The organism is Winogradskyella flava, from assembly GCF_014243395.1.
Classification (GTDB): Bacteria; Bacteroidota; Bacteroidia; order Flavobacteriales; family Flavobacteriaceae; genus Winogradskyella; species Winogradskyella flava.
Window position 1 is genome coordinate 183,176 of sequence record NZ_JACLCP010000004.1, and the last position, 25,303, is coordinate 208,478.

Consider the following 25,303-nt stretch of genomic DNA (forward strand, 5'->3'; position numbering starts at 1 on the left):
GATCGGGATTTTAGATGTTTAAGCACAAAATTATAAAAGAAAATCAGGTACAATACATAATGCTTGTATTGATGCATATTCTACTCGCTGTTTTCATTTATTTTCTACCGCTATTTTCTAAGTTCTATTTTATTTCTGTAGTTATATTCTTTTTAGTACGGATAGTGTCCGCCTCGAATAACAACAAATCTAAAGAAGTGATTTATGCTTGTTGTTATGTAATTGGATCAGAAGTTTTATTTAGGATGACTTCTGGTGCCTTTTTTTATGAGGCAGCCAAATATTTGGTGATTTTATATATGCTTTTAGGCATATTCTCTACTGGAGTTTCGAAAAAGTCGTACCCTTATTTTATTTTTTTGTTACTCTTGATTCCATCAATATTTGTTGCCTATATGAGAATGGACTATGATTCTAATTTAAGAACTAATATTGCCTTTGTTCTTAGTGGTCCAGTTTGTTTGGGGATTTCTGCACTTTATTTATACGATAAAAGAATTACATTGAATGATTTATTGCAGGCCTTAAAATATTTAAGCCTACCGATTATATCCATGACAATCTATTTATTTCTTTATAATCCGAGTATAAAAAATGTGCTAAAAGGTACACAGTCTAATTTTGAGACCTCAGGAGGGTTTGGGCCTAACCAAGTTGCGACGATTTTGGGTGTAGGAATGTTTATATTATCAGTAAGGTTATTTATGAAATCTTCGAATTTATCATTGAAAATAGTAAATGGTATCATTCTAGGGCTTATTAGCTTCAGAGGAATAGTAACGTTCAGTAGAGGAGGTATAATGACTGCAATTTTGATGATTTTAATATTTCTAACAATCATATACAGAAATGCTTCTAGAACGCAAAGAAGTAAAATTGTTTATACCTTTTTTGTCTTAATTATCTTAGGTACAGCTGTCTGGACCATTAGCTCTTCCCAAACAGAAGGATTAATAGATAAACGTTATGCCAATCAGGATAAATCTGGGAGAGAAAAGGAAGATTTGTCTACAGGACGAGTCGATTTGTTTATAAGTGATTTGGAAGGATTTATAAACTATCCATTTTTAGGTGCTGGTGCAAATGGTGCAAAAGAACTTCGATTAAAAAATAATGCAGGTTTAAAAGCATCACATAATGAGATTAGTCGTTTATTGTCGGAACATGGTATTTTTGCAATAATTATGCTATTAATTTTAATAGTAAAACCATTACTATATCATTTTAATAATAGGCGAAATTTATTTTTCTACGCTTTTCTATGCTTTTGGTTTGCGACAATCAATCATTCGGCTATGCGAATAGCAGCTCCAGGTTTTATATACGCTTTAGCTCTTTTAGATATTAAATATGAAAAACGTCCTTTACATAGGAAACGTATTGTCTGATAGTGGAAAGACAGTTACTACTATTGAAACTTTAAGTATTAATCTTAAAGAGTTTTGTACTATAAAATTAGCATCAAATAAGACCAATAAGCTTTTAAGGCTCTTAGACATGTTAAAACTGATCTGGGTTAATAAGACTAATACTGATTATGTCTTAATAGATACTTACAGCACAACAAATTTTTACTATGCGTTTATAATAAGCCAGGTTTGTCGAGTTTTCAGGTTAGACTATATCCCTATTCTTCATGGAGGTAATCTAGAAAAAAGGCTTAAAAACTCAGGATATTTAAGTCATCTTATTTTTAGTTATGCTCATAAATTAGTAACACCATCTCTCTTTTTAAAAGAGATATTCAATAATTATGGCTATGATAATATTCTTTATATACCCAATAATTTGCTAATAGAAAACTATGAATTTAAAGATCGTGAGATTACAGATATAGAACTGTTATGGGTGAGGTCTTTTGCGTCAATATACAATCCAGTGCTAGCTATAATGGTTATGGAAGGTCTTCATGAAAAAGGTTTAGAGGCTCGGTTAACAATGATTGGACCAGAAAAGGATGGATCCCTGGCAATGACTAAAACCTTAGCAAAAGAAAAACATCTGAATGTTAATTTCACAGGAAAACTTTCAAAAAAAGAATGGGTGGAAATATCGAAGAAGCATAACATTTTTATTAACACCACTAATTTTGATAATTTACCAGTAAGCGTCATTGAAGCCATGGCCCTTGGATTACCGGTGGTTTCCACTAACGTCGGTGGTTTATCGTATCTAATTAATCATAATGAGGAAGGTCTTTTAGTCCCTCCAAATAATGTTGATGCTATGGTTAGCGCAATAATGAGATTAAAGGAAGATAATAATTTAAGAAAGAAAATAGTGATCAATGCCAGGAATAAATCAGAACAGTTTGATTGGGAAGTTGTTAAGCCACTTTGGCAGTCACTTTTGTCCTAAGTTCTATTTTAATCAGATTGAACTTGTTATATTTACTGCATAGTCGATTCTATTCTACCCTTTAAATGAAACATAAAAAAGGTATCCATTTCGAAGTTTCTGAACGTAAAGTTCTACTTCGAATAATGGATTTAGCTGTAGTTTATTTAGGTATATATGGACTTGGATTCTATTCAAATTTCGAGTATATATTGCTAGGAACAGAAAATTTAGTAGCATTAATATTACTTGGGACATATATTATAGTTTTTGGAACAATATTCGAGTTGTACGACCTTCAGAAAGCTAGTATTTTGGAAGTTACATTTAGGAATATAGTGATTACTATTTCTACTGTTGTATTATTTTATCTTCTAACTCCAATCTTATCTCCTTCCTTACCAGAAGACAGAATTCAGATCGTCTATTTTTATTTAGTATTAATTATTTCTCTGCTAATATGGAGATTGGCATATATTAGCCTCATTGAGACTCCTAGGTTTTATAAGCGTATACTGCTTGTTGGAGAAGTGTCCAACATAGAAGGATTGGTCAAGGCTCTTGATACCTCAGATCCCAATTACAGAATTATTGGTTTTGTTAATAGTGAAAGTTCGTCATCAGAATCTGTAAAATTTAAAGGCTTGAAAGAATTTGGTGCGGAAGATTTCTTGGTGGCAATTCAAAGAGAAAAGATTTCAGAAGTATTGGTTGCAAGTTTTAACTCAGACGCTATAATTCCAGAGGTTTATCACGATTTGTTGTTATTGTTAGAACGCGGGTTTAAGATAAGAGAATACACACAGGTCTATGAAGAGCTTTTGCATAGAGTACCAATTCAGTTTGTGGGTAGGGATTTTTATAAATACTTTCCGTTTAGTAGGAGTAATGAAAATAAGCTTTATATCTTTTTTCAAAGAACATTCGATATCATCTGCTCAATTATTGGACTTTCAATTGGCTTACTACTTTTACCATTTATACTAATAGGAAACATTCTGGCAAACACAGGGCCCTTATTTTATATTCAAGAGCGTGTTGGAAAGAATAGTAAACCTTTTAGAATTGTTAAGCTTAGAACTATGGTCATTAATGCAGAAAAAGATGGTGTGAGATGGGCAAAAAAGAATGATAACCGAATTACAGCTTTTGGAAAGTTTTTGAGACGATCGCGATTAGATGAAATCCCTCAATTTTATAACGTTCTAAAAGGCGACATGAGTATTATAGGCCCAAGACCAGAGCGCCCATTTTTTGTTAACGAATTATCTAGAATAATACCATTTTATGAAACTAGACATATTATAAAACCTGGTCTTACAGGCTGGGCTCAGGTAAAAACTAGATATGGATCATCAATAGATGATAGTCTTACCAAACTGCAGTATGACTTGTATTATATTAAGCATCGCAGTATTTTTCTAGATTTTAATATTGTAATTAAAACCTTGAGCACTATATTATACTATCGAGGTCAGTAACGAGAACTTATTTGATTTTCTTGTAAAACTGTATTAAGTATATGTATCGAACTAGCAAAGCTATAAGTAAAGGAATGATGCCAACGGCGAAAACCTGAACTCCGATGATCCAATGCAAGGATAAAAGACAAAGCATGATCACCAAAAATTTTATGTAGTTTCTGAACCAATTTTTAGCTTTCTTTCTAAATAACTGGCCTACTACAAAAATATTAAAAGGAACGGCCCATAGGACATTGTAGTTGTATGCCGTCGCTGTATGATCGGTTCCAAACCACAAGAATAAAAGGAGTAGACCGATAACGCCAGTTAACATAAAGAGGGTAATATCTAACCAGTTACTTCTTTCATTATTTTTATAATCTCGATAAGTAATAAAAACTATAAAAAGACTAATTGCACCTATTATCATTAAAGGACTTAGTAATAAGTTACCACTAGTCTTTTCATTTTTGTTTGAATATAAATTTGATGAGTTTTTCACCAGATTTTTACCATTAGATTTTGCGTTCGCAAAAAAGGAGTGGATATATTTTGGCAAAAACATATATTCATTAGCAGATACTTCTCTGTCTACAATAGAACCCAATGCGACGTCAATACCTAGGCTTCCCCAAGAATTCTTGTTTAAATGCTCATATATAAGAGACCTAAAAGTCTTTGGTTTATAATCTTCAGGAGTAATAAAGTCAATATCTCCTACTGTTACATCTTGTGATATGTCTCTTATTTTTGTGGCGCAATTATCATAGAAGAAGTCGTATTTATATCCTCTATTTTCAGGCTTGTAATTATTTTCAAGAAACTCAAAAAGCCTTTGTTTTTCTTCAATGTTGAGGTTTAAGACCTGTTCATCTATAGAACGATCATAACTTGAGTAGTGATAATAAATATCTGAAAAATTATGCTTGCTAATTAGGTAATTTAACTTGCCTCTTGCAAACTTTAAGTAAAAATTAGGAGCATCAAAATCGTACTCACCATAACCGTAAACCAAATCAATACTTCTGTCTTTATCTACTATCCTAAAAGCATTGTGTCCAAAGGAATCGTTTAAGGATTGTCCTGGACCAAAGGTTAGTACCGATACTTTAGCATCTGGAGCCAACTGATACCGCTGTCCAAATCCTAATAATGATAAGGAAAATAAAAAGAAAAAAGATAGTTTTATTTTCATAGGCTATCTAAAAATACTAAAATCTATTTTTAAAGAAAATACATTAGAATACAAAGCAGCACTTTGGTCTCCGATATCTGTAAAAGCATAGTCTATCTGAACGCCTTTATATTTAAAACCAACACCAAAATTTGGTTGAAAAGTCAGATCTTCAGAATTATCAATTTGTAATTCGTTTTGAAAGTTTCCTAGACCACCTCTTAAAAACACCAAATCCGTGTAACCAAACTCAAATCCTAATGCAGGATTTATACTGGCAAATGACGTGGAAAAAACATCATTATTCTCCTCAAATCTTACGTTTAGGTTAGCTGCAGCCAAAAGTGAATAATCATAATTAAAAATCCACTTTTTAGACATGCCCAATTGCAATTTTGGAATAGTAATTTCTGTGGTTTCAGGTAATTCCTGGTTTTGCCCTTCAACGGCACCGCTGATTTGTTCAAACTTATCTTCATCAATCGACCAAGCATTATAGGTAGTGGTAATATCCCTAGCCATAAGGCCAAATTTCCAACCCGATTTATTTTCAAACTGAATACCAGCATCCAAGCCAAATCCCCAAGACGATGCAAAATCACCAATGATTCGTCTAATCACTTTAGCATTAACACCAAAATTTAATCCATCTAGCGGAAGCTTTCTAGCATAAGAAAATGTCAATCCATAATCTGCTGTAGAAAACGTGCTTATTCTATCGTAATTTATATTTCCTTGATCATCAATAAGTTGTGTGGTATCTAAAATATCATCAACACCAAATCTTATAATTGAAATACCTGCAGCACTTCTGTCATCCAAAGGCATGGCATATGCTATATAATTATAATTGGCAATATTGGCAAAATAACTCGAATGCATCAAAGCAAGTTGGTTATCTTCTAGATGCACCAAGCCTGCAGGATTCCAGTATCCTGAATTTACATCTGCAGTTTGAGAGACCACAGCATTGCTCATGCCCAATGCCGCAGCATCCACACCAATATTCATAAATTCGTTTGAATATTTTCTTGTGGTTTGAGCCGAAACAATAAGTGTAACAAGTGTTAAGAGAATTACAGCGTAATTTTTCAACAGCAAAATTTTTTACAAAGATGCACAATTTTTCTATCTATTTAACTTCAAAAGACGCTTCTTATTGTCCAATTAACTGGCAATTTGAAGAAAAAAAGAAGCTAAGCTCAAATACTTTTTTATTTTTACAGAAACTAACTAATAATGGATATTAAAAGACATATCCCAAATATAGTCACGCTACTTAATTTATTTTCTGGCTGTATTGCCGTTGTTTTTGCTGTTTATGGCAATTTTGTAGCAGCGGTAATATTTGTGTTTCTAGGTATATTTTTTGATTTTTTTGATGGGCTTTTAGCTCGAAAATTGAATGTACAAAGTGCTTTAGGTATACAGTTAGATTCATTAGCAGATTTAGTAACTAGTGGTGTGGTTCCTGGTATTATTATGTTTAAGTTGATTTCCTTTACTGTTGATGCTCCAGATTATTCAACATATAGTGATGGTTGGAATTCCATTTTTCATTGGCAAGGTTTCAAATTGTCCATTCTTCCCTTAATGGGTTTTCTTATTCCAATGGCATCGGCATATCGTTTGGCAAAATTTAATTTAGATGAAGATCAACAGACTTATTTTAAAGGCTTGCCTGTGCCGGCAAATACATTAATGATTTTATCCTTACCGTTAATTTTAGAGTATCAGAATAATGATATTATGAATGCAATAATCATCAATAAATGGTTTCTTATAGGTCTAACACTTTTGAGTTGCTACTTACTTAATTCCAATTTAAAGCTATTTGCCTTAAAATTTAAAGATTACGGTTTTAAGAACAACGCAATCCGTTATATCTTTTTAATGATGAGTTTAGTGATGCTTATTGTTTTACAATTTGCGGCGATACCGCTCATCATAGGATTATATATTATTCTATCGTTATTGGATAAAAAAAATATTTACTAATGCATTTAATGAAGACATAAACTATGGCCGAAGTTATTTTTACGCTTTTAATGCTTGTTATGCTCCAAGCAGTTTTAGGTTTTGATAACCTGTTATACATATCACTTGAATCTAAAAAAGCACCTTTAGACGAGCAAAAGCGAGTAAGGAAAGTTGGAATTCTTATCGCCATTGTACTCAGGATAATCTTGCTTTTTGTTTTGGTATCGGTCATAGAGTATTTTCAAGAACCATTTTCGTTTTTGACTGGTGGGATTGATGATATTTTAAAATTTGCTTTTAATGGGCATAGTTTAATCGTTCTTGCTGGTGGTGGATTTATTATTTATACAGCCATAAAGGAAATTTGGCACATGATTTCCACAGAAGATTTAAGTCATGATATTGAAAGTGACTCTACATCAAAACGAAGTAAATCGGCAAATGCAGCTATAGTGAGTATTGTTATTATGAATTTGGTATTCTCTTTTGATTCTATATTGGCAGCCATAGGTTTAACAAGTGATATAGAAAATTCAACTACTGCATTTATAGTCATGGCTATTGCGATAATAGCGAGTGGATTGTTAATGTTGCTATTGGCAGATAAAATATCTATATTCCTTGCTAAGAACAGAATGTATGAAGTACTAGGCTTGTTTATCTTATTTATTGTAGGAATAATGTTAGTTACTGAAGGAGGGCATTTAGCACACCTTAAAATTTTCGGAAACGAAATTGTACCAATGAGTAAAACCACGTTTTATTTTGTAATTGCAGTCTTGGTAGTTGTAGATATAGTACAAGGACGTTACCAGAAAAAATTAATCAAAGAAGAAATATCTAAAAAATGAAAAAATTTCCAGTCAAGCGCTTTCTGATCGTATTTTTTATATTGTTACTTACCCAATTTTTAGTTGGGTTGGCCGATATATTTAATCAGAGCGAAAACGAATTTTCATCGGTAATTAATATGTTGATGGCTGTTTTTAGTATGCCAATAGGTCTTATTCACAAAGGTCTTCCATTTTATGTTAACGAACCATTACTAATAAGAGCCATTTTTTGGGTTATTAATGTATTGATTCAAACCTTTTTGATTCTTGGAAGCATTTCTTTGTTAAGAAGAGTTAGGGAAAAATTAAAATACTAAAACTCCAGCTTCTTTTTGCGCAGTTCAAAATTCTGACCTAAGTAAACCTTGCGTACCATTTTGTCACTGGCGAGTTCTTCTGGTTTACCAGCTTTAAGGATACCACCTTCAAACATTAAATACGTTCTGTCAGTAATTGCCAAAGTTTCCTGTACATTATGATCGGTAATGAGAATACCAATATTCTTTTTGGTCAGTTTTGCAACTATACGTTGTATGTCCTCAACAGCTACTGGATCAACACCAGCAAAGGGCTCATCCAAAAGAATAAAATTTGGATCTGTAGCTAAAGCACGAGCAATCTCAGTTCTTCGTCGCTCTCCTCCAGAAAGTAAATCTCCTCTATTGGTTCTTATGTGTCCCAAACCAAATTCCTCAATTAAGGACTCCATTTTATCATGCTGTTCTTTCTTACTAAGTTTAGTGAGCTGAAGTACACTTAGAATATTGTCTTCGATACTCAGCTTTCTGAAAACAGATGCTTCTTGTGCTAAATAGCCAATACCGTTTTGGGCGCGCTTATACATTGGATATTTGGTAATATCAGTATCATCTAAATAAATGTTACCACCATTTGGTTTTATAATTCCAACGATCATATAGAATGAGGTCGTTTTACCAGCGCCATTTGGACCTAGTAGTCCAACAATTTCTCCTTGATTAACTTCCAAGGAGACATCCTTTACTACTTTTCGTCCGCTGTAGGACTTCATTAAATGTTCTGCGCGTAGCTTCATAATGCTTGTTAGAACGCTAAAAATAACAAAATCATATAGATTTGGTCATGACTAGCTTACATTTATAAAAAGTTTAACCTTGATTTTCCAACGCTTCCCAATACTCATGGGCACGTCTTAAATGCGGAATTACGATGGTACCACCTACCAGTGTCGCAATGCCAAGAGCCTCGCTTACTTCGGCTTTTGTTAAGCCTTCGTTGTAGGATGCTTCCAAATGGTATTTTACACAATCATCACAACGTAATACGGTTGAAGCTACCAAACCCAGTAATTCCTTGGTCTTCTTATCCAAAGCACCTTCTGCAAAGGCATTGGTATCCAAATTAAAAATACGTTTTACAATTTTATTATTGTCAGCTAAAATTTTATCATTCATCTTAGAACGATAATCATTGAATTCTTTGACGATATCAGACATAATTATTTGGTCTTAACTTTTGTATATTTTCTGTTTTGATTTCTGACAACTACTGCCGAAATATAGATACTCACTTGATATAATATCAAAATTGGAATAGCTACAATCACTTGACTCGCAATATCTGGTGGTGTTATAATTGCTGATAATATTAAAACAATTACTAAGGCATATTTTCTGTACTTTCTTAAAAATTCAGGCGTTACCAATCCTATTTTGGTCAAGAAATATATGATAATTGGTAATTCAAATACAAAGCCAGAGGCTAGGGCTGAAGATCGTACAATAGCAATCACAGAACTAACATCAAATTCATTGGAAATTTGCGCACTGATTTGGTAATTGGCTAAGAAATTAATTGATAAAGGCGTTACGATATAATACCCAAAAAGAACACCTAGAAAAAATAACAATGATGCAATGACTAAAAAACCTCTTGAATTCTTTCGTTCGTTGGGCATTAGACCTGGACTTATAAAACGCCACAGCTGGTACAATACATAAGGAAATGCAATTATGAATCCAGCGTAGATTGATGTCCAGATATGAGCAGAAAATTGTCCCGCAACTGTCCGATTCTGAATAACAAAAGGAAATTTATCAGCACAAAATGTAGAGTCCTCAATACCCAAAAGATTAGAGACTTGGCACAATCCGTTGTATGTTGGGAAATCCATTTGAGTAGGTCCAAAAATAACAGTATCAAAAATGAATTTATAAAAAAAACCAGCTAAAGTTGCAGCTAGTACAATACCTAATGTTGCTCTAATTAAATGCCACCTTAATTCTTCAAGATGGTCTAAAAAAGACATTTCATCAATATTTTTCGCCATTATATAATGCCTTCTTTTATTAAGTCATGAAGATGTACAACACCAGCATATTTTCCATTATCCTCAACAAGCAATTGTGAGATACCATATTCTTCCATGATTTCTTTTGCATCAACCGCCATGGCATCTTCTGAAATACGCCTTGGACTGTTGCTCATTATGTCTCTAGCCTTAAGACCTCCAATATCATCACTTTTGCTCAACATGCGTCTTAAATCACCATCAGTAATAATACCTACAATGGTATTATTATCAATTACGGCCGTAACACCGAGCATCTTTTCGGTAATTTCAACAATAACTTCCTTTAAACTAGCATCTAGACCTACTTGAGGTTTTAAGTTTTGGGATGATAAATCATTCACCCTCAGATACAGTCGTTTTCCCAGAGAGCCACCAGGATGATACTTGGCAAAATCCTTACTTGAAAAACCTCTGAGTTCCAATAAACAAATGGCTAAAGCATCTCCCATGACCAATTGAGCCGTTGTACTTGTAGTTGGTGCCAAATTATTTGGGCACGCTTCCTGCTCCACATAGGCATTTAGAACATGGTCCGCTTGTTGCCCTAAAAAAGAATCTTTGTTTCCTGTTATAGCAATCATTCTATTTTTAGCATTCTTAATCAGTGGCACCAATACTTTAATTTCAGGGGTATTGCCACTTTTAGAAATGCAAATCACAACATCGTCTTCTAGAATAAGTCCTAAATCACCATGGATAGCATCTGCAGCATGCATAAATACGGCTGGAGTTCCGGTAGAATTTAAAGTGGCCACAATTTTATTAGCAATAATGGCACTTTTTCCAATTCCTGTTATAATTACTCTACCCTTGGAATTGTAGATCAATTCTACCGCTCTGGCAAAATCTTCTGTAAGTAGATGCGATAAGTTTTCAATCGCTTTGCTTTCAGATATTATAGTGCTTTTTGCAGTGTTTAAAATGGATGACACAGTGTTCAAAACTAATTATTTAATGCGTTTTTTAGATTTAAAGAAATTGTTATCTTTAAGGTTATGCAAAAGTACATGAATTTTTTCATTCGAAGATTCAGAATAAGCGAATGAAAAAAACTATGGACTAATATTGTGGTTACTGATGTAGTACTAAATTCTGCACTTTTAGGTAAAGCGAAATTTAGTTTTTTACGGAAGAAATGTATATAAAATAGTAATAGGGATTAATGAGTATTGCAGAAATTGACTTGCACTCCGCACTAAAAAAATTCTTTGGTTTTTCAGGGTTCAAAGGTCTTCAGGAAGAGGTTATTAAAAATGTCATAGCAGGTAACAACACTTTTGTTATTATGCCTACTGGTGGTGGAAAATCACTTTGTTATCAACTACCGGCTTTAATTAAGGAAGGAACGGCAATTGTGGTGTCTCCTCTAATCGCGTTGATGAAAAATCAGGTCGATGCTATTAGAGCGGTATCTGAGAATGAAGGTGTGGCACACGTTCTAAATTCTTCATTGAACAAAACCGAAGTAAAGCGCGTAAAAGATGATATCACAAACGGAATTACCAAACTGCTTTATGTTGCTCCAGAATCGTTGACAAAAGCGGAGTATGTTGACTTTTTGAGAACAGTCAAAATCTCATTTATGGCTGTAGATGAAGCGCACTGTATCAGTGAATGGGGACATGATTTTAGACCAGAATACAGAAACCTAAAACATATTATAAAACGTATTGGTGATGATATTCCTATTGTAGGACTCACGGCCACAGCAACGCCAAAAGTGCAAGAGGATATCTTAAAGAGTTTAGGAATGTCTGATGCTGTCACTTTTAAGGCATCATTTAATAGACCAAATTTATATTATGAAGTAAGACCCAAAACTAAAAATGTAGATGCCGATATTATCCGTTTTGTAAAACAGAATGAAGGTAAATCTGGTATTATATATTGTTTGAGCAGAAAACGTGTTGAGGAATTGGCGCAAGTGCTTCAAGTTAATGGAGTTAAAGCGGTTCCCTATCATGCGGGATTGGACGCCAAAACTAGGGTGAAACATCAGGATATGTTTTTGATGGAAGATACAGATGTGGTTGTGGCGACGATTGCTTTTGGAATGGGAATTGATAAACCAGATGTACGCTTTGTGATTCACCATGATATTCCAAAAAGTATTGAAAGTTACTACCAAGAAACTGGTAGAGCTGGTCGTGATGGAGGTGAAGGGCATTGTCTGGCCTATTATGCCTATAAGGATATCGAAAAACTTGAGAAGTTCATGTCAGGTAAACCTGTGGCTGAACAGGAAATTGGCCACGCCTTGTTGCAGGAAGTTGTTGCTTTTGCCGAAACATCTATATCCAGAAGAAAATTTATTCTGCATTATTTCGGAGAAGAATTCGACAATGAAACTGGAGAAGGTGGTGATATGGATGATAATGTGCGAAACCCCAAAAAGCAAGTTGAAGCTCAAGACGATGTGAAAATACTTTTAGAAACTATTCAAAATACCAATGAAAAATATAAATCCAAGGATTTGGTTCAAGTTCTGGTGGGGAAGTCAAATGCCTTGATCAGTTCGCATAAAACGGATACCCAGCCGTTTTTTGGAGTAGGAAAAGACAAGGATGCTAGATATTGGATGGCATTAATACGTCAGGTATTGGTTGCGGGTTATTTGAAAAAGGATATAGAGACCTATGGTGTACTGCGATTAAGTGATGAGGGTAAGGCATTTATAAAGAGCCCTAAATCGTTTATGATGGCCGAAGACCATGTGTTTGATGAAAGTACAAATGATGGTATCGTAACCAACGCCAAGGGTGGTGGCGCAGTAGCCGATGAGAAATTAATGACCCTGCTCAAGGACTTACGCAAGCGCAATGCTAAGGCATTAGGTGTGCCACCGTTTGTAATTTTTCAAGATCCGTCATTGGAGGATATGGCACTTAAATATCCAATTAATTTGGAGGAATTATCCAATGTTCATGGTGTTGGTGAGAGTAAGGCCAAGAAATATGGCAAGGACTTCATTGCACTGGTTGCCAACTATGTCGAAGAAAACGACATTATGCGACCAGATGATATGGTCGTGAAATCTACAGGTTCTAACTCTGCATTAAAGCTTTATATCATCCAGAATGTCGATAGAAAACTGAGATTGGACGACATTGCTTCTGCTAAGGGTATGGAAATGTCTGATTTTATTAAGGAAATGGAATCCATAGTATTCTCTGGGACAAAGTTGAACATCAATTACTGGATTGATGAAATTTTGGACGAGGACCAACAAGAAGAAATCCATGACTACTTTATGGAATCTGAAAGCGATAAAATCTCAGATGCTGTTGAAGAATTTGATGGCGACTACGAAGATGAAGAGCTACGTTTGTACCGTATTAAATTTATGAGTGAGGTCGCGAATTGATTATTCCTCTTCATCATGAATTTTATATTTCTTAAATTCTAGCTTTTGGTTTTTAACTTTAATAAGAACTGTTCTTAGTTCAGTATTTTGTAAATTTTCAATATCCGATTCTTCAATCTGAAAATCAATTTTTGTGACGTAGCGTCCTTTAACATCCGTATGGTCCGACTCAAACTCTTGGATATCAGAGTCTAGAATCAATTCAAATGTGTCACCTTTAAAAGAAAGTTGAGCTCCCTTTTTGCTTTTCACGTTAAGTGTTCCTACAATCACAGTCTGAAAGAAGTAGTAGCCACCCAATTCATTTAAACCAGCAAAGAGGACATTGGTGTCAGATACACCATAAGGTGTATTTTCAACGGTTTCAATAATGGCGTCTATTGTATCAGAAGTGTTAGCATCTGATGCTGTTTTGTTGAAGAGTTTGGAAAATGAAAAGCCCATATATTTAGTTTTCAACAAAACTAGGTTTAATAAATTAATTTGCAAATCTTAACGCTACACATCCAACTTTCAGCTTCCAACTTTCTTCGTATCTTTGCGCACTTAAATAAATAAAAAACAATGCAAGACGGTTTATACGCAAAATTCAACACCTCGAAAGGTGAAATATTGGTGAATTTAGAGTTCGAGAAGACTCCAGGAACAGTAGGTAACTTTGTTGCTTTAGCAGAAGGAAATTTAGAAAATTCGGCTAAACCACAAGGGACACCCTACTATGATGGTTTAAAATTTCATAGAGTGATTCCAGATTTTATGATTCAAGGAGGCTGTCCTCAAGGTACAGGAACAGGAAATCCAGGCTATAAGTTTGATGATGAAATTCATCCGGATTTAAAGCATGATGCGCCTGGGAAATTGTCTATGGCGAATGCAGGCCCAGGCACTAACGGAAGTCAGTTCTTTATTACTCATGTTGCTACAGATTGGTTAGATGGTAAGCACACAGTTTTTGGGAATGTCATTGAAGGACAAGACGTCGTTGATGCTGTCGCTCAAGGTGATAATATTGAAAGCTTAGAAATTGTTAGAGTGGGAGACGCAGCTGAACAATTTAATGCTATTGAAGCATTTAGAACATTCGAAGGTGCTCGTGAAAAGCGTGTTGCTGCAGAACGTGAAGCAGCTAGGGCAGAGCTAGATAAATTGGCAGCTGGTTTTGATGAAACGGATTCTGGGTTGCGCTATAAAGTGATTCAAAAAGGCGATGGTAAAAAAGCAGAAAAAGGTAACATGGTGTCTGTACATTATAAAGGTCAGTTAGCAGATGGAACTGTTTTTGATTCCTCATATAAAAGAAATGCACCACTAGACTTTCAAGTAGGTGTAGGGCAAGTAATTCCTGGTTGGGACGAAGGTATTTGTTTATTAAATGTTGGTGATAAAGCACGTTTGGTGATTCCAAGTGATTTGGCTTACGGTGCTGCTGGAGCAGGTGGTGTAATTCCGCCAAATGCGACTTTGGTTTTCGATGTGGAGCTAATGGACATAAAATAAGGTCAATAGACTGAGCTTATCGAAGTCTAACATTGTAACAAAATTCAAAAAAAATCGTCTCACTAAAAGTGAGACTTTTTTTATTTTAACAAATATCAACCAATCAAAAATGAAATTTAAAGTAGCTATTTTTCCACTATTAGTAGCATCAGTTATTATGGGTTGCTCAAAATCTATCGAATATTCCGAGCAATTTAAAAAAGAAACTTCTGGGAAGTACCTCTATAATCCGGATGAACTAATCTTGGTGTATTATGAAGACAATAAACTTCGCCTGAATTGGAAAGGTGGAGACATAGAGCCTGTCACCTTAGAAATGAACGAATTTTTTATTCCAGACATGTATAAAAAATTTCGTTTTGTACAACATCCTGAGACCAATGAACGCTATTTATCTGCAATACTTGAGGATGATGAAGATAAAATAACTTATGATTATTTAAAAGTTGCAGACAGCTATAAAACACCAAGTCAATATTTGGCAGAGGGGGATTTTGAAAAGGCATTAGCTGGTTATATGAAAATCAAAAAGCAAGATTCTACAAGTTCCTATATTAATGAGTGGGATTTTAATAGAACAGGTTACAAGCATTTGAGAAAAAAGGAGTATGATAAGGCTATTGGTGTATTTGAACTTAATGTAAAGCTCCATCCAAATAGCGATAATGTCTACGATAGTCTAGCTGATGCTTATCTTACAAGTGGAGATAGTTTGCAAGCATACCACAATTATAAGGTGGCTTTGGAGATCAATCCAAGAAATAAGCGCGCAGAACGTTTTTTAAACATCTACAGTCCTAAAGAAGATTAGAAATATTCTAGACGTCAATAAATTAAAGGCATTAAAAAAACCGTTACATGTCGCAACGGTTTTTTTATAATGTATTGATCTGGCAAAGTCGCTTAGATATCGTCAAAACTGATATCTGTAAAACTATCTGTACCTTTAGTGTCTTCTGGTGTTTTAGCTTCCTGAGCTACAAAGTCATCGTCACGTTTAAAATCTTTTTGATGACGTTCACTAATAACTTCTTCACCTTTTTCAGTGATAATGTAGTCCGTCATTTCAGCTAAAATTTCCCTAAACTCAGAAAAGTCTTCTTTGTACAGGTAAATCTTATGCTTTTTATAATGGAAAGATCCATCATCATTGGTGAACTTTTTACTTTCAGTAATAGTCAAGTAGTAATCTCCTGCCTTAGTTGCTCTAACGTCAAAGAAATAAGTTCGTCTTCCAGCACGCAGTACTTTCGAATATATTTCTTCCTTGTCCATCATTTCATAATCGCTCATAGCTAATCTTAATTTTTTTAATTCAAATCAAAAATCTAAAAAAAAACTTACCTAGCCAACAAATTCTTATAATTCTTTTTCGGAGAGTTGTTTCGTATATAACTCTTTGTAGTAACCATCAGTATCAATAAGACTTTGATGATTTCCAGTCTGAATTATTTTGCCATCTTCCAATACAATTATCTTATCTGCGTTTTTGGCTGAAGATACACGATGACTCACGATAATGGTCGTTTTATCCTTTGTGAGCTTTACCAAATTCTTAAGGATTTTTTCTTCCGTTTCCGTATCTACCGCAGATAGACAATCATCAAATAATAAGATTTCTGGTCGTTTAATAATCGCTCGTGCTATGGAAACCCTTTGCTTTTGACCACCAGAAAGCGTGATGCCGCGTTCACCTAGAACAGTATCATAACTTTTATTGAAACCAATAATATTCTTGTGAACTCGAGCGTTCTTAGCAGCTTCAATAACTTCTTCGTCCGTAGCATCCTCTTTGCCAAATTTGATATTATTCTTAATGCTATCCGAAAACAAAAAAGCATCTTGGGGTACGTAACCAATGCTTTCTCTAAGACTGTAGAGGTTTAATTCTGCAATTGGACTATCATCCACAAAGATTTTCCCATTGTCAATATCGTAAAGTCTTCCTATTAAATCTAAAATTGTTGATTTTCCAGAGCCAGTTTTGCCCAATATGGCAAGGGTTTCACCAGAATTCAATTTAAAACTGACGTTCTTAAGTGCTTCAATATTAGTATCAGGATATATAAAGGATACATTTTTGAACTCTATATCACCCTTAATAGGTGTCAATTCATTGACTTTGTTTTTTATGTCGGGTTCTGTTTCCAAAAACTCATTGATACGTTTTTGGGAGGCTTCTGCTTGCTGAACTAGAGATGTCACCCAACCGACAGTAGCGACAGGCCATGTTAGCATATTCACATAAATAATAAATTCAGCAATGGTACCTATATTTTCAATCTGTCCATTCATATATTGTCTTCCCCCAATATAAATGACAATGATATTACTTATACCGATTAACAAGATCATCAATGGGAAAAACAAAGCCTGAACTTTAGTGAGATTGATTTGTTTCTGTCTATTTTCCGCGGAAAGATCTTCAAATTCTGTATTGGTTCTAGGTTCAATACCATAAGACTTAATCACTGAAATGCCACTAAATGTTTCCTGTGAATAGGTAGATAGTGTAGACAACGACTCTTGTACTATGGTACTTCTCTTATTAATTAATCGACTTAATTTATAAATAGTTACAGATAGAATTGGCAATGGCAGTAGGGTGTACAGCGTTAGCGTTGGCGCTGTATTTACCATATAAATGATGGCAACTGTGAAAAGGGTGAGCGTATTCATGGTGTACATTAATGCTGGCCCAACATACATACGAACCTTACCAACATCTTCACTGATACGGTTCATTAAGTCTCCAGTTCTATTGGACTTATAGAAGTTTTGGGATAATACCTGATAATGTTGATAGATTTCATTTTTAAGATCATATTCAATATACCTTGAGACATTTATGATGGTCTGTCGCATTAGAAAAGTGAATAGACCAGCGACAACAGCTGCACCAACGAGATAGAGAATGTTTATCATCAATTCGCTTCTAAAAACTTCTTCGGTAATTTTACCATCTAAACGATCTGAAACCACATTAATGGAAGCACCAACTAATCTTGGTGTAAAAAGAGCAAAAATCTTGGCAACAATGGTAATTATGATACCAATAATTAGGCGATATCTGTACTTAAAGAAGTATTTATTTAGATGCTTTAGTGCGTTCATATTGTATTTCGTCCGTCAAAAATATTGCGTTAATCCTATTTTGACGTTAATATTTTGCTAATCCTCTATTAATAATTTATTTTTGCTCGCTGTTTTTAGAGTATCTTCAAACAGCCTTAAATCTCAATTGAAAATGACTTCAGATATAATCAGCTCTAAGGAGCTTAAGAAAATCGATCCCGTTTTTGGACAAACGTCTTTTGATGACCACGAACAAATCGTTTTTTGCAACGACAAAGATACTGGTTTAAAAGCAATAATCGGAATCCATAACACGGTTTTGGGACCAGCACTTGGTGGTACCAGAATGTGGAGCTATAATAACGAATGGGAAGCACTGAATGACGTGCTTAGACTTTCGCGTGGTATGACTTTTAAATCTGCCATTACGGGTTTAAACTTAGGTGGAGGTAAAGCGGTAATTATAGGTGATGCCAAAACCCAAAAAACACCAGAACTCATGAAGCGCTTTGGTGAGTTTGTACATTCCTTAAGTGGCAGATATATTACAGCAGAAGATGTTGGTATGGAAACCGAAGATATGGATATAGTAAGGGAAGTGACGCCTTATGTTACTGGAATATCCCAAAATAAAGGTGGTGCTGGTAATCCATCTCCTATTACTGCCTATGGTGTTTTTATGGGCATGAAAGCTGCTGCGAAATTTAGATATGGTTCTGATGTCCTTGAAGAGAAAAATGTGTTTGTTCAAGGTATAGGAAATGTAGGTGAGGCTTTAGTTGAACATTTGGTTAACGAAGGTGCCAATGTTACGATTTCGGATATTAGCCAAGAGCGTTTAGAAGAGGTGCGTTCTAAATATGGAGCAACTATTTATGGAGGAAACGACATTTATGGTGAAGCTATGGACATTTATGCACCTTGTGCATTGGGCGCTACGGTAAATGATGATACTATTTATAAGTTACAAGCCGATATTATTGCTGGTGCGGCAAATAACCAATTGGCAGACGAAGATAAGCATGGAAAGATACTTCAAGAACGAGGTATTGTATACGCACCAGATTTTTTAATCAATGCTGGTGGTATTATCAATGTTTATGCAGAACTGGAGAACTATGATAGACAGGAAATCATGCGTAAGACTGAAAATATCTTTAATACCACATTAGAGATTTTAGATAATGCTAAAGTGAATGAACTTACATCACATAGCGCGGCATTGAATATTGCTAGGGAGCGCATTGCAACGCGTAAGCGAGAAAACTCTAAATAATTTTTTTACGATTTAAATAATAGTATTTTTGCAAGGTGAATCTATATCGGTTCACCTTTTTTAATCATAAATATTAAAGTAGTTCTTTACATATGCTAAACCGAAGACACATCAGAATAAAAGTCATGCAAACTTTGTATGCTTTTAAAGGTACTGAAAGTGATGATTTGACTAAAGACGAGAAGTTTTTACTACACAGTTTGGATAGCATGTATGATTTGTACCTCTCTATATTGGCCTTGCTAACTGAGCTTCATAAAAAGAGCAAGGACTATAATGAAAAATTGCAAAAAAAGCTTTTGGGCAGTGACTTGGACAAAAATCCAAACACTAGGTTTCAGGATAATGCACTGTTAAGTTTAATCAGCGATAACAAGATGTTGCAAGAAACCATCTCAAAGCGCAAATTAAACTTTTGGGATCTGGATTTTGAATATGTAGATATTCTTTTTAAAGCCATACTGAAAAGCGATATTTATGAGGATTATATAAATGATTCAGAAATATCGTTTAAGAAAGACAAGCAATTTGTCTTGGACATTTATACTGAGATTATCGCTCCAAATGATAAGCTTTACGATTACTTTGAAGATAAAAAATTGACTTGGGTAGACGATCTTCCTCTGGTAAATACTGTATTGCTGAAAACCCTAAGAAAGCTAAAACTCACCTCGCCTGAGACATTGCTTTTGCCAGATTTATATAAGGATGAAGATGACAGGGACTTCGCAAGGGAATTGTTTAAAAAGACTGTCCTTAATAATGGCAAGTTCGCAGATGAGGTTGCCGTTAAAACTACCAATTGGGATTCAGAACGACTGGCAAGCATAGATGGTGTGCTTTTAAAAATGGCATTGTGTGAATTTCAAAAGTTTCCTTCCATTCCTCATAAGGTGACCATTAACGAATATCTTGAAATTGCTAAGGAATATTCTACACCAAAAAGTAGCCTATTCATTAATGGGATACTGGATAAAATCGTTAAGGAATACAAGTCTAATGATCTCCATTCCAAAACAGGAAGAGGCCTGATGTAATGCTGTTTTAAGTGCTATTGGGTGCGTTGAAATGTTAAGCCAGACTTAAAAATTTTAATTGGTTAAAATAATTGCTACATTTGCCTGCTGAAATTAGAACGACTTATTAATTAAAATATATTGTAATGAAAAAAGTAATCTTAGGACTTAGCACATTATGTATGGTGGCATTTACTTCTTGTAAAGAGAATGCTGCAAGTAAAATTAAATCAGAGAATGTTGCCGTAGCTGCAGAGCGAGATGCCAACGCAGGTAACTTTCCAGTGCTAGAATTAGACAAGACAGAGCACGACTTTGGTAAAATTATGGATGGAACTCCAGTAGAAACGGTATTTAAATACACAAACGTAGGTAATTCGATGTTGGTGGTTAGTAATATCAAGAGTACTTGTGGTTGTACAGTACCTTCTAACTATACTAAGGAAGTAGCACCAGGAGAAACCGGCCAGTTTACGGTAAAGTTTAATGGTAAGGGTAACGGTAAGGTTACTAAGTCTTTAACTATGACAACCAATACGGAAAAAGGGACGCAAATTGTGAAGATTACGGCATTAGTTGAAAAAGATCCAAATGCTCCACAAAAGTCACCTGTAAAGGCTGCTGCTGCGAATCCTTTATCTACAACTCCAGTAAAGACTTCAACACAGCCAGGTCACGAAGGACATAACCATAATTAATAACTCACTAATGGACGGAATAGGATCATTTTTACCATTTATTGCCATTTTTGCTGTGATGTATTTCTTTATGATTGCACCACAAATGAAACGCGCCAAGCAAGAAAAGAAGTTTGCCAGTGAGCTTAAGCGAGGCGATCGTGTCATCACTAAAAGTGGAATGCATGGTAAGGTTACAGAGTTGAACGATAAAGATAATAGCTGCGTTATTGAAACAATGGCTGGAAAGATTAAATTTGATCGCTCTGCAATTTCCATGGAAATGAGTAGAAAATTAAATACTCCAGTTACTGTAAAGTAATCCTGAGGCATAAAAATATTAAGAAAGCCGTTCCTTTTGGAACGGCTTTTCTATTTAGCAGTTTTTATACTTATCGTTGAGTCCAATACCGCTTAGAATCATTGGTGTAATTTTCTCTATGCGTGATTGTTTTGTAGTGTCTCTTTTTGCACCACTAATATACTCACAGTACTCCCTTTGCTTACCGGGTGTTAAAGCCTTAAAACTGACATTTAATTCTTGATCTGCTTTGAGAATATGATTTAGTTCATCTGGTATAACAATGGTTTTGGTTATACGTTGTGGCCTTATCTCTTTGCCCAAGCGCTGATTTTCCACGGCCTCTCTTACATAACTCAGTACAAGGGGCTTTTTGATCTCTGCTAAAGTCTCAAAACGCATTTGTCGTAAGGCCTTGGTTTTGTTTTCTTGCGCATTAATAAGCAAATTGTGCTCGTCTTTTAGAAATACACCTTGGTGAAACCATAAACAAAAATGCTGTTTAAAAGCACCAATGCCTAATACATTTTTACCATTAAGGCAATAGGTTGGCATACTCCATTTTACAGTTTCCTCTAAATCCGTAGCATTTACAATCTCACGCAGTAGCCTTAGTTCATCTGCATAATGTGAGTTGATCTCAATATATTCCTCTACGGAATAGACTTTTTTCATTTTCTTGAATTCAGGTTCTTTTTAGTAAATAATAATTAAAATAATCCTTGTGACCTTTCCTATATATTAGTAACTAATTTAAAAAATAAAATTTGAATAGACATGAATATAGTGAACTTGCGTTAGAAGCGGACATAAGCTAGTACTGATCGAGAAAATAACTATATCGATTGTCAGTCATAGTTTTTTATTACTTTTTCAAGTTGTTTCCATATAGCGAAACGACCTGATTTCTTGAATGCCTTGTCACATTCAGATTTGCCAGAATGAGTCAGAACGTATTTTTTGTTCTCCTCGGTAATGAGATTTCTGTGAAGCAACCATTTTATAGAGAGCTCCAGTTCTTGGGAGGTAGGTACAGCATGATTGATACTATCTGCTACCATAGAAATAGCCTTTCGGTCGACAGCCTCATGAGATGAAGCAATCGCCAAGGCCATAAGAATCCAAGATATTGTTTGTTCTTCTGTCATGTTTAATAACTACCAAAGCCCATTGCCTAAGACGCTATATGGAAAATCAGTTATGATTTTGAGATTAATGAAACAAGATAGTAAATTGCTCAAGAATTTCCCAGTAGGAAATTCCAAAGCAATTAGCTATATATGTGGTTGGCAATATTTATATGACGCTTATCTGATTCCAAATACCAGTTTTAGCTGTTTCTATTGCATATTCCATAAATGGTTTTGCTTTTCTGCCTAAAACACGTTCAATATCACTCACTACCAGTTGATTTTTTGGATTGGTTAAAACATGACTAAACAAATACTCAATTAACCAAACAACATCATTAGGTATTTGCATTTGTTTCATGCCATCCACATATTGCTCTAAAGTGATTTCGTAAAAGTTTAAACGTCTGTCACTTGCCTTTGAAATGATGTCAACGATTTGCTTAAATGTAATTAATTCTGGCCCTGTTACCTCAATGATTTCCCCATTATAAGAATCATCAATTAATACGGTAGCGGCAACTTCAGCAATATCATTAGCATCCACAAATGGAATTAAAACATCAGACATTGGTAACGCTACTTCTCCTGATAATATAGGTTCTAAAAAGAAACTTTCACTCCAATTTTGGTTAAACCAAGACGCTCTAACTATGGTATAATCTATTCCAGAATCCATTACAATATTTTCACAAGCTTCTGCTTCGGTTTCCCCTTTTCCAGAAAGCAAAACCATTTTTTTAACGCCTAATTCTTTTGCTAAATAGGTTAAACTCTGTATGGCTTCTTTGGCTCCAGGAACAGCTAGATCTGGATAATAAGTCACATACATTTTTTCAATGCCTTGTAAAGCATTTACCCAAGTGTCTTTATTGTCCCAATCAAAGCTTGGTGATGCGTTTCTTGAACCAATTCTAGGTTCAATCCCTTTGTTTTGTAATTGTTCTACTACGCGGCGACCAGTTTTCCCGGTTCCTCCGATAACTAAAATGTTCGTTTTCATAATGAATTGTTTTAAAATTATTTTTTAATAACTATTGATATAAGTAATAAGATGAATGAAATCATGCTTGAAATGGCTCTAATGTTATGATATCGATTCCAAGCACTTTCATAATAGGTTCTAAAGTTTTTTAATTCTAATAGGCTCAGTTTGGTAATGTTCAATGTTTCTAATTCATTGTTTAAAGGAACATTTCCAAAGGCAGTAATGCCAAAAGTGCCAAATAGGTAGATAATTGCTGATGCCAAGACTAATACAAACACAGGTTTGTTGTTAAACTGCAAATAAGTAGTTATTAATAATGTGATTAGGCTTCCAAAGAACACCGAGAAGAATGCTGGGTTTAAGATTTCTTTATTGATGCTCTGCATGCTTTCCAAGTAAGTAAAATCACTCACTTTTTTTGTTCCCAATATGACCGAAACTGACCAAGCGAAAAAAAATCCTGTAGAAAGTGCATTCAATAAAACTGTTATAAAAAGAGTCGTCGTTTTCATGCTTTTATCCTTTTGGTTAAATAATTTCCGAAATACAATACAATGAAGTAAAACTCTACTATGATCGCATAAAACATAGGATCTCCGAAAAATTCTGAATAACTACCACCATTTGGAATTATGAATACAGGAACCGTTATCAATACGTCCAATATAGTAGCCACAATTATAAATGTAATGGCCAATGCAGATGGTTTCATGTAGCTCTTTGTATAGAAAAGATATGTTCCTAAACAAGCACTTGGTATTATGGCTATTACCAGTACAATATTAGATTGTCGCTCAAGATTTTCTAAAATGGGAACATAAAAAGACAAGAGGAAAAAGCTAACGCCTATAATCCAAACTAAAATGGCGCATAGAATGCTAAATATTTTTTGAATAATCATAATTTTTGTTTTTTAATTATGATACAAAGCTATTGTAGCTATAAGTCAGCGACTTATTCAAAAAGAATTATGATTTATTCGAAAAGAATTTTAAGCTTGGCTCGGTCTATAGCCAAACTTTTTTTCAAAAGCGTTAGAGAAAGAACCTAAACTATCATAACCTACAGCCCAAGCGGCTTCTTGAATAGTTTTGTGTTCGTTCTTTATTAGATTGTAAGCTCTCTTTAATCGTTCGTTTTGTAAGTATTTGAAAACAGGAACACCAAACTGCGCTTTGAATTCTATTTTGAGTTTATTGGTATTGGTCCCAATTCGATGAGCCAATTCTGTTAAAGACGGTGGATTCTCTAAATCGGATAATAAAATTTCTTGGGCTAGATTAATTTTTTCTAGTTGTGAAGTATCAAGTTTTGTAGTTTTTTGTTTTGCCAATTGCCCAAAATAATGAGAAAGTAAAGCTGTAATATGGCTTTTGTAGAACATCATCTTAATCTCGTCTTTGTAAGTATTATTAAAGAATTGTTCCACTAGCTGAAACATTTCTGGGTTCATATTAAAGACAGGACCTTCAACATAGTGATCTTTTGGGTGCACTAATTGATGTAAAAATTTTTCTAAAAACTGACTTTCTCCATTTGGTAATTTATCTATGTTTCTAATAGTTGTAGCTATCACTAAGCATTGAAGCGGTTTTAATTTTGAGACATGGTGTTCAAATTCCACTTTATCATCAGCGTAAAATGATAAAACTATTCCTTTTGTATGATGAAATTCTTTAATTCTTCCATCAAACTTCACTTTAAGACCAACGTCACCTTCACCATAAAAGGCTATAGCTATTACAGGTTCGTCAAAAAAACATGAATCAATTAAACTATTATTAGTAGAAGCTTCTTCCAATAAAATGGTATAATCCTTTATGTCGATTATTTCGCGATTCATTCTTCTGTATAACCCAA

At 34.4% G+C, this 25,303-nt stretch carries 28 protein-coding genes; 13 read left to right on the forward strand and 15 right to left on the reverse strand.

The window, feature by feature from the left end:
• Positions 1-14: 14 nt before the first annotated feature.
• The 3 genes from H7F21_RS13505 to H7F21_RS13515 all read left to right on the forward strand — a co-directional run bounded on the left by H7F21_RS13505 (position 15) and on the right by H7F21_RS13515 (position 3,818).
• Complete coding sequence (locus H7F21_RS13505; protein WP_185789828.1) at positions 15-1,388, forward strand: O-antigen ligase family protein; 1,374 nt, start codon at positions 15-17, stop codon at positions 1,386-1,388.
• The gene (locus tag H7F21_RS13510; protein WP_185789829.1) at positions 1,351-2,358 is read left to right on the forward strand and encodes a glycosyltransferase family 4 protein; all 1,008 of its coding nucleotides are present in this window, start codon (positions 1,351-1,353) and stop codon (positions 2,356-2,358) included. The genes H7F21_RS13505 and H7F21_RS13510 overlap by 38 nt, the downstream gene beginning before the upstream one ends.
• Before the next feature lie 65 nt (positions 2,359-2,423).
• Entirely contained in the window at positions 2,424-3,818 is a 1,395-nt protein-coding gene (locus H7F21_RS13515) for an exopolysaccharide biosynthesis polyprenyl glycosylphosphotransferase (RefSeq protein ID WP_185789830.1), read from the forward strand.
• Between the two features lie 7 nt (positions 3,819-3,825).
• Here H7F21_RS13515 and H7F21_RS13520 read toward each other — a convergent pair whose 3' ends face one another.
• Positions 3,826-4,995 (reverse strand): lipoprotein N-acyltransferase Lnb domain-containing protein, encoded by a 1,170-nt coding sequence (locus H7F21_RS13520; RefSeq protein ID WP_185789831.1) that lies wholly within the window; start codon positions 4,993-4,995, stop codon positions 3,826-3,828.
• Between the two features lie 3 nt (positions 4,996-4,998).
• The gene (locus H7F21_RS13525) at positions 4,999-6,069 is read right to left on the reverse strand and encodes a putative type IX sorting system protein PorV2 (protein WP_185789832.1); all 1,071 of its coding nucleotides are present in this window, start codon (positions 6,067-6,069) and stop codon (positions 4,999-5,001) included.
• Between the two features lie 144 nt (positions 6,070-6,213).
• Here H7F21_RS13525 and H7F21_RS13530 point away from each other — a divergent pair, with 144 nt between their 5' ends.
• The 3 genes from H7F21_RS13530 to H7F21_RS13540 are packed head-to-tail and all read left to right on the forward strand — an operon-like array spanning position 6,214 to position 8,104.
• Positions 6,214-6,972 carry a CDP-alcohol phosphatidyltransferase family protein gene (locus tag H7F21_RS13530; RefSeq protein ID WP_185789833.1) on the forward strand — a complete coding sequence of 253 codons (759 nt, stop codon included), beginning with the start codon at positions 6,214-6,216 and terminating at the stop codon, positions 6,970-6,972.
• A gap of 23 nt (positions 6,973-6,995) precedes the next feature.
• Positions 6,996-7,805 carry a TerC family protein gene (locus tag H7F21_RS13535; protein ID WP_185789834.1) on the forward strand — a complete coding sequence of 270 codons (810 nt, stop codon included), beginning with the start codon at positions 6,996-6,998 and terminating at the stop codon, positions 7,803-7,805.
• Positions 7,802-8,104, forward strand: a complete 303-nt coding sequence (locus H7F21_RS13540) for a hypothetical protein (protein ID WP_185789835.1) — start codon at positions 7,802-7,804, stop codon at positions 8,102-8,104. The genes H7F21_RS13535 and H7F21_RS13540 overlap by 4 nt, the downstream gene beginning before the upstream one ends.
• Here H7F21_RS13540 and lptB read toward each other — a convergent pair.
• The 4 genes from lptB to H7F21_RS13560 all read right to left on the reverse strand — a co-directional run bounded on the left by lptB (position 8,101) and on the right by H7F21_RS13560 (position 11,060).
• Complete coding sequence (lptB, locus tag H7F21_RS13545) at positions 8,101-8,841, reverse strand: LPS export ABC transporter ATP-binding protein (RefSeq protein ID WP_185789836.1); 741 nt, start codon at positions 8,839-8,841, stop codon at positions 8,101-8,103. The genes H7F21_RS13540 and lptB overlap by 4 nt on opposite strands.
• Before the next feature lie 73 nt (positions 8,842-8,914).
• On the reverse strand, positions 8,915-9,262 hold the full coding sequence (locus H7F21_RS13550) for a carboxymuconolactone decarboxylase family protein (protein ID WP_185789837.1): 348 nt from the start codon (positions 9,260-9,262) through the stop codon (positions 8,915-8,917).
• 2 nt (positions 9,263-9,264) lie between these two features.
• A complete protein-coding gene (gene tatC / locus H7F21_RS13555) occupies positions 9,265-10,095 on the reverse strand; it encodes a twin-arginine translocase subunit TatC (protein WP_185789838.1) in 831 nt (276 codons plus the stop codon).
• Positions 10,095-11,060 carry a KpsF/GutQ family sugar-phosphate isomerase gene (locus tag H7F21_RS13560; protein ID WP_185789839.1) on the reverse strand — a complete coding sequence of 322 codons (966 nt, stop codon included), beginning with the start codon at positions 11,058-11,060 and terminating at the stop codon, positions 10,095-10,097. The genes tatC and H7F21_RS13560 overlap by 1 nt, the downstream gene beginning before the upstream one ends.
• Positions 11,061-11,281: 221 nt before the next feature.
• On the opposite strand from H7F21_RS13560, the gene recQ reads away from it, so the two are divergent.
• The gene (gene recQ, locus H7F21_RS13565; protein ID WP_185789840.1) at positions 11,282-13,483 is read left to right on the forward strand and encodes a DNA helicase RecQ; all 2,202 of its coding nucleotides are present in this window, start codon (positions 11,282-11,284) and stop codon (positions 13,481-13,483) included.
• Here recQ and H7F21_RS13570 read toward each other — a convergent pair whose 3' ends face one another.
• Positions 13,484-13,942: a hypothetical protein gene (locus tag H7F21_RS13570; RefSeq protein WP_185789841.1), complete on the reverse strand. Its 459-nt coding sequence runs from the start codon at positions 13,940-13,942 to the stop codon at positions 13,484-13,486.
• 105 nt (positions 13,943-14,047) lie between these two features.
• Here H7F21_RS13570 and H7F21_RS13575 point away from each other — a divergent pair, with 105 nt between their 5' ends.
• Positions 14,048-14,980 carry a peptidylprolyl isomerase gene (locus tag H7F21_RS13575; RefSeq protein ID WP_185789842.1) on the forward strand — a complete coding sequence of 311 codons (933 nt, stop codon included), beginning with the start codon at positions 14,048-14,050 and terminating at the stop codon, positions 14,978-14,980.
• A 109-nt stretch (positions 14,981-15,089) separates the two neighbouring features.
• Positions 15,090-15,791, forward strand: coding sequence for a tetratricopeptide repeat protein (locus tag H7F21_RS13580; RefSeq protein WP_185789843.1), 702 nt, complete (start codon positions 15,090-15,092; stop codon positions 15,789-15,791).
• A 92-nt stretch (positions 15,792-15,883) separates the two neighbouring features.
• Here H7F21_RS13580 and H7F21_RS13585 read toward each other — a convergent pair whose 3' ends face one another.
• Both H7F21_RS13585 and H7F21_RS13590 read right to left on the reverse strand, forming a co-directional pair.
• The gene (locus H7F21_RS13585) at positions 15,884-16,273 is read right to left on the reverse strand and encodes a PUR family DNA/RNA-binding protein (protein WP_185789844.1); all 390 of its coding nucleotides are present in this window, start codon (positions 16,271-16,273) and stop codon (positions 15,884-15,886) included.
• Between the two features lie 66 nt (positions 16,274-16,339).
• Positions 16,340-18,094, reverse strand: a complete 1,755-nt coding sequence (locus H7F21_RS13590) for an ABC transporter ATP-binding protein (RefSeq protein ID WP_185789845.1) — start codon at positions 18,092-18,094, stop codon at positions 16,340-16,342.
• A gap of 133 nt (positions 18,095-18,227) precedes the next feature.
• Between H7F21_RS13590 and H7F21_RS13595 the strand changes: the two genes are divergently transcribed.
• The 4 genes from H7F21_RS13595 (at position 18,228) to yajC (ending at position 21,346) form a co-directional block, all read left to right on the forward strand.
• Positions 18,228-19,331: a Glu/Leu/Phe/Val family dehydrogenase gene (locus H7F21_RS13595; protein ID WP_185789846.1), complete on the forward strand. Its 1,104-nt coding sequence runs from the start codon at positions 18,228-18,230 to the stop codon at positions 19,329-19,331.
• A gap of 125 nt (positions 19,332-19,456) precedes the next feature.
• Complete coding sequence (gene nusB, locus H7F21_RS13600; protein ID WP_185789847.1) at positions 19,457-20,368, forward strand: transcription antitermination factor NusB; 912 nt, start codon at positions 19,457-19,459, stop codon at positions 20,366-20,368.
• A gap of 125 nt (positions 20,369-20,493) precedes the next feature.
• Positions 20,494-21,045 carry a DUF1573 domain-containing protein gene (locus H7F21_RS13605; protein WP_185789848.1) on the forward strand — a complete coding sequence of 184 codons (552 nt, stop codon included), beginning with the start codon at positions 20,494-20,496 and terminating at the stop codon, positions 21,043-21,045.
• A gap of 10 nt (positions 21,046-21,055) precedes the next feature.
• Positions 21,056-21,346, forward strand: coding sequence for a preprotein translocase subunit YajC (yajC, locus tag H7F21_RS13610; RefSeq protein ID WP_185789849.1), 291 nt, complete (start codon positions 21,056-21,058; stop codon positions 21,344-21,346).
• 54 nt (positions 21,347-21,400) lie between these two features.
• Here yajC and H7F21_RS13615 read toward each other — a convergent pair whose 3' ends face one another.
• The 6 genes from H7F21_RS13615 to H7F21_RS13640 all read right to left on the reverse strand — a co-directional run bounded on the left by H7F21_RS13615 (position 21,401) and on the right by H7F21_RS13640 (position 25,286).
• On the reverse strand, positions 21,401-22,000 hold the full coding sequence (locus H7F21_RS13615; protein ID WP_185789850.1) for a YdeI/OmpD-associated family protein: 600 nt from the start codon (positions 21,998-22,000) through the stop codon (positions 21,401-21,403).
• A 173-nt stretch (positions 22,001-22,173) separates the two neighbouring features.
• Entirely contained in the window at positions 22,174-22,473 is a 300-nt protein-coding gene (locus tag H7F21_RS13620) for a hypothetical protein (protein WP_185789851.1), read from the reverse strand.
• Positions 22,474-22,621: 148 nt separating this feature from the next.
• Positions 22,622-23,458: an SDR family oxidoreductase gene (locus H7F21_RS13625; protein WP_185789852.1), complete on the reverse strand. Its 837-nt coding sequence runs from the start codon at positions 23,456-23,458 to the stop codon at positions 22,622-22,624.
• Positions 23,459-23,475: 17 nt separating this feature from the next.
• Entirely contained in the window at positions 23,476-23,955 is a 480-nt protein-coding gene (locus tag H7F21_RS13630; protein WP_185789853.1) for an anthrone oxygenase family protein, read from the reverse strand.
• The gene (locus H7F21_RS13635) at positions 23,952-24,344 is read right to left on the reverse strand and encodes a DUF5367 family protein (protein WP_185789854.1); all 393 of its coding nucleotides are present in this window, start codon (positions 24,342-24,344) and stop codon (positions 23,952-23,954) included. The genes H7F21_RS13630 and H7F21_RS13635 overlap by 4 nt, the downstream gene beginning before the upstream one ends.
• 90 nt (positions 24,345-24,434) lie before the next feature.
• Positions 24,435-25,286 carry a helix-turn-helix transcriptional regulator gene (locus H7F21_RS13640; RefSeq protein WP_185789855.1) on the reverse strand — a complete coding sequence of 284 codons (852 nt, stop codon included), beginning with the start codon at positions 25,284-25,286 and terminating at the stop codon, positions 24,435-24,437.
• Positions 25,287-25,303: the final 17 nt, after the last annotated feature.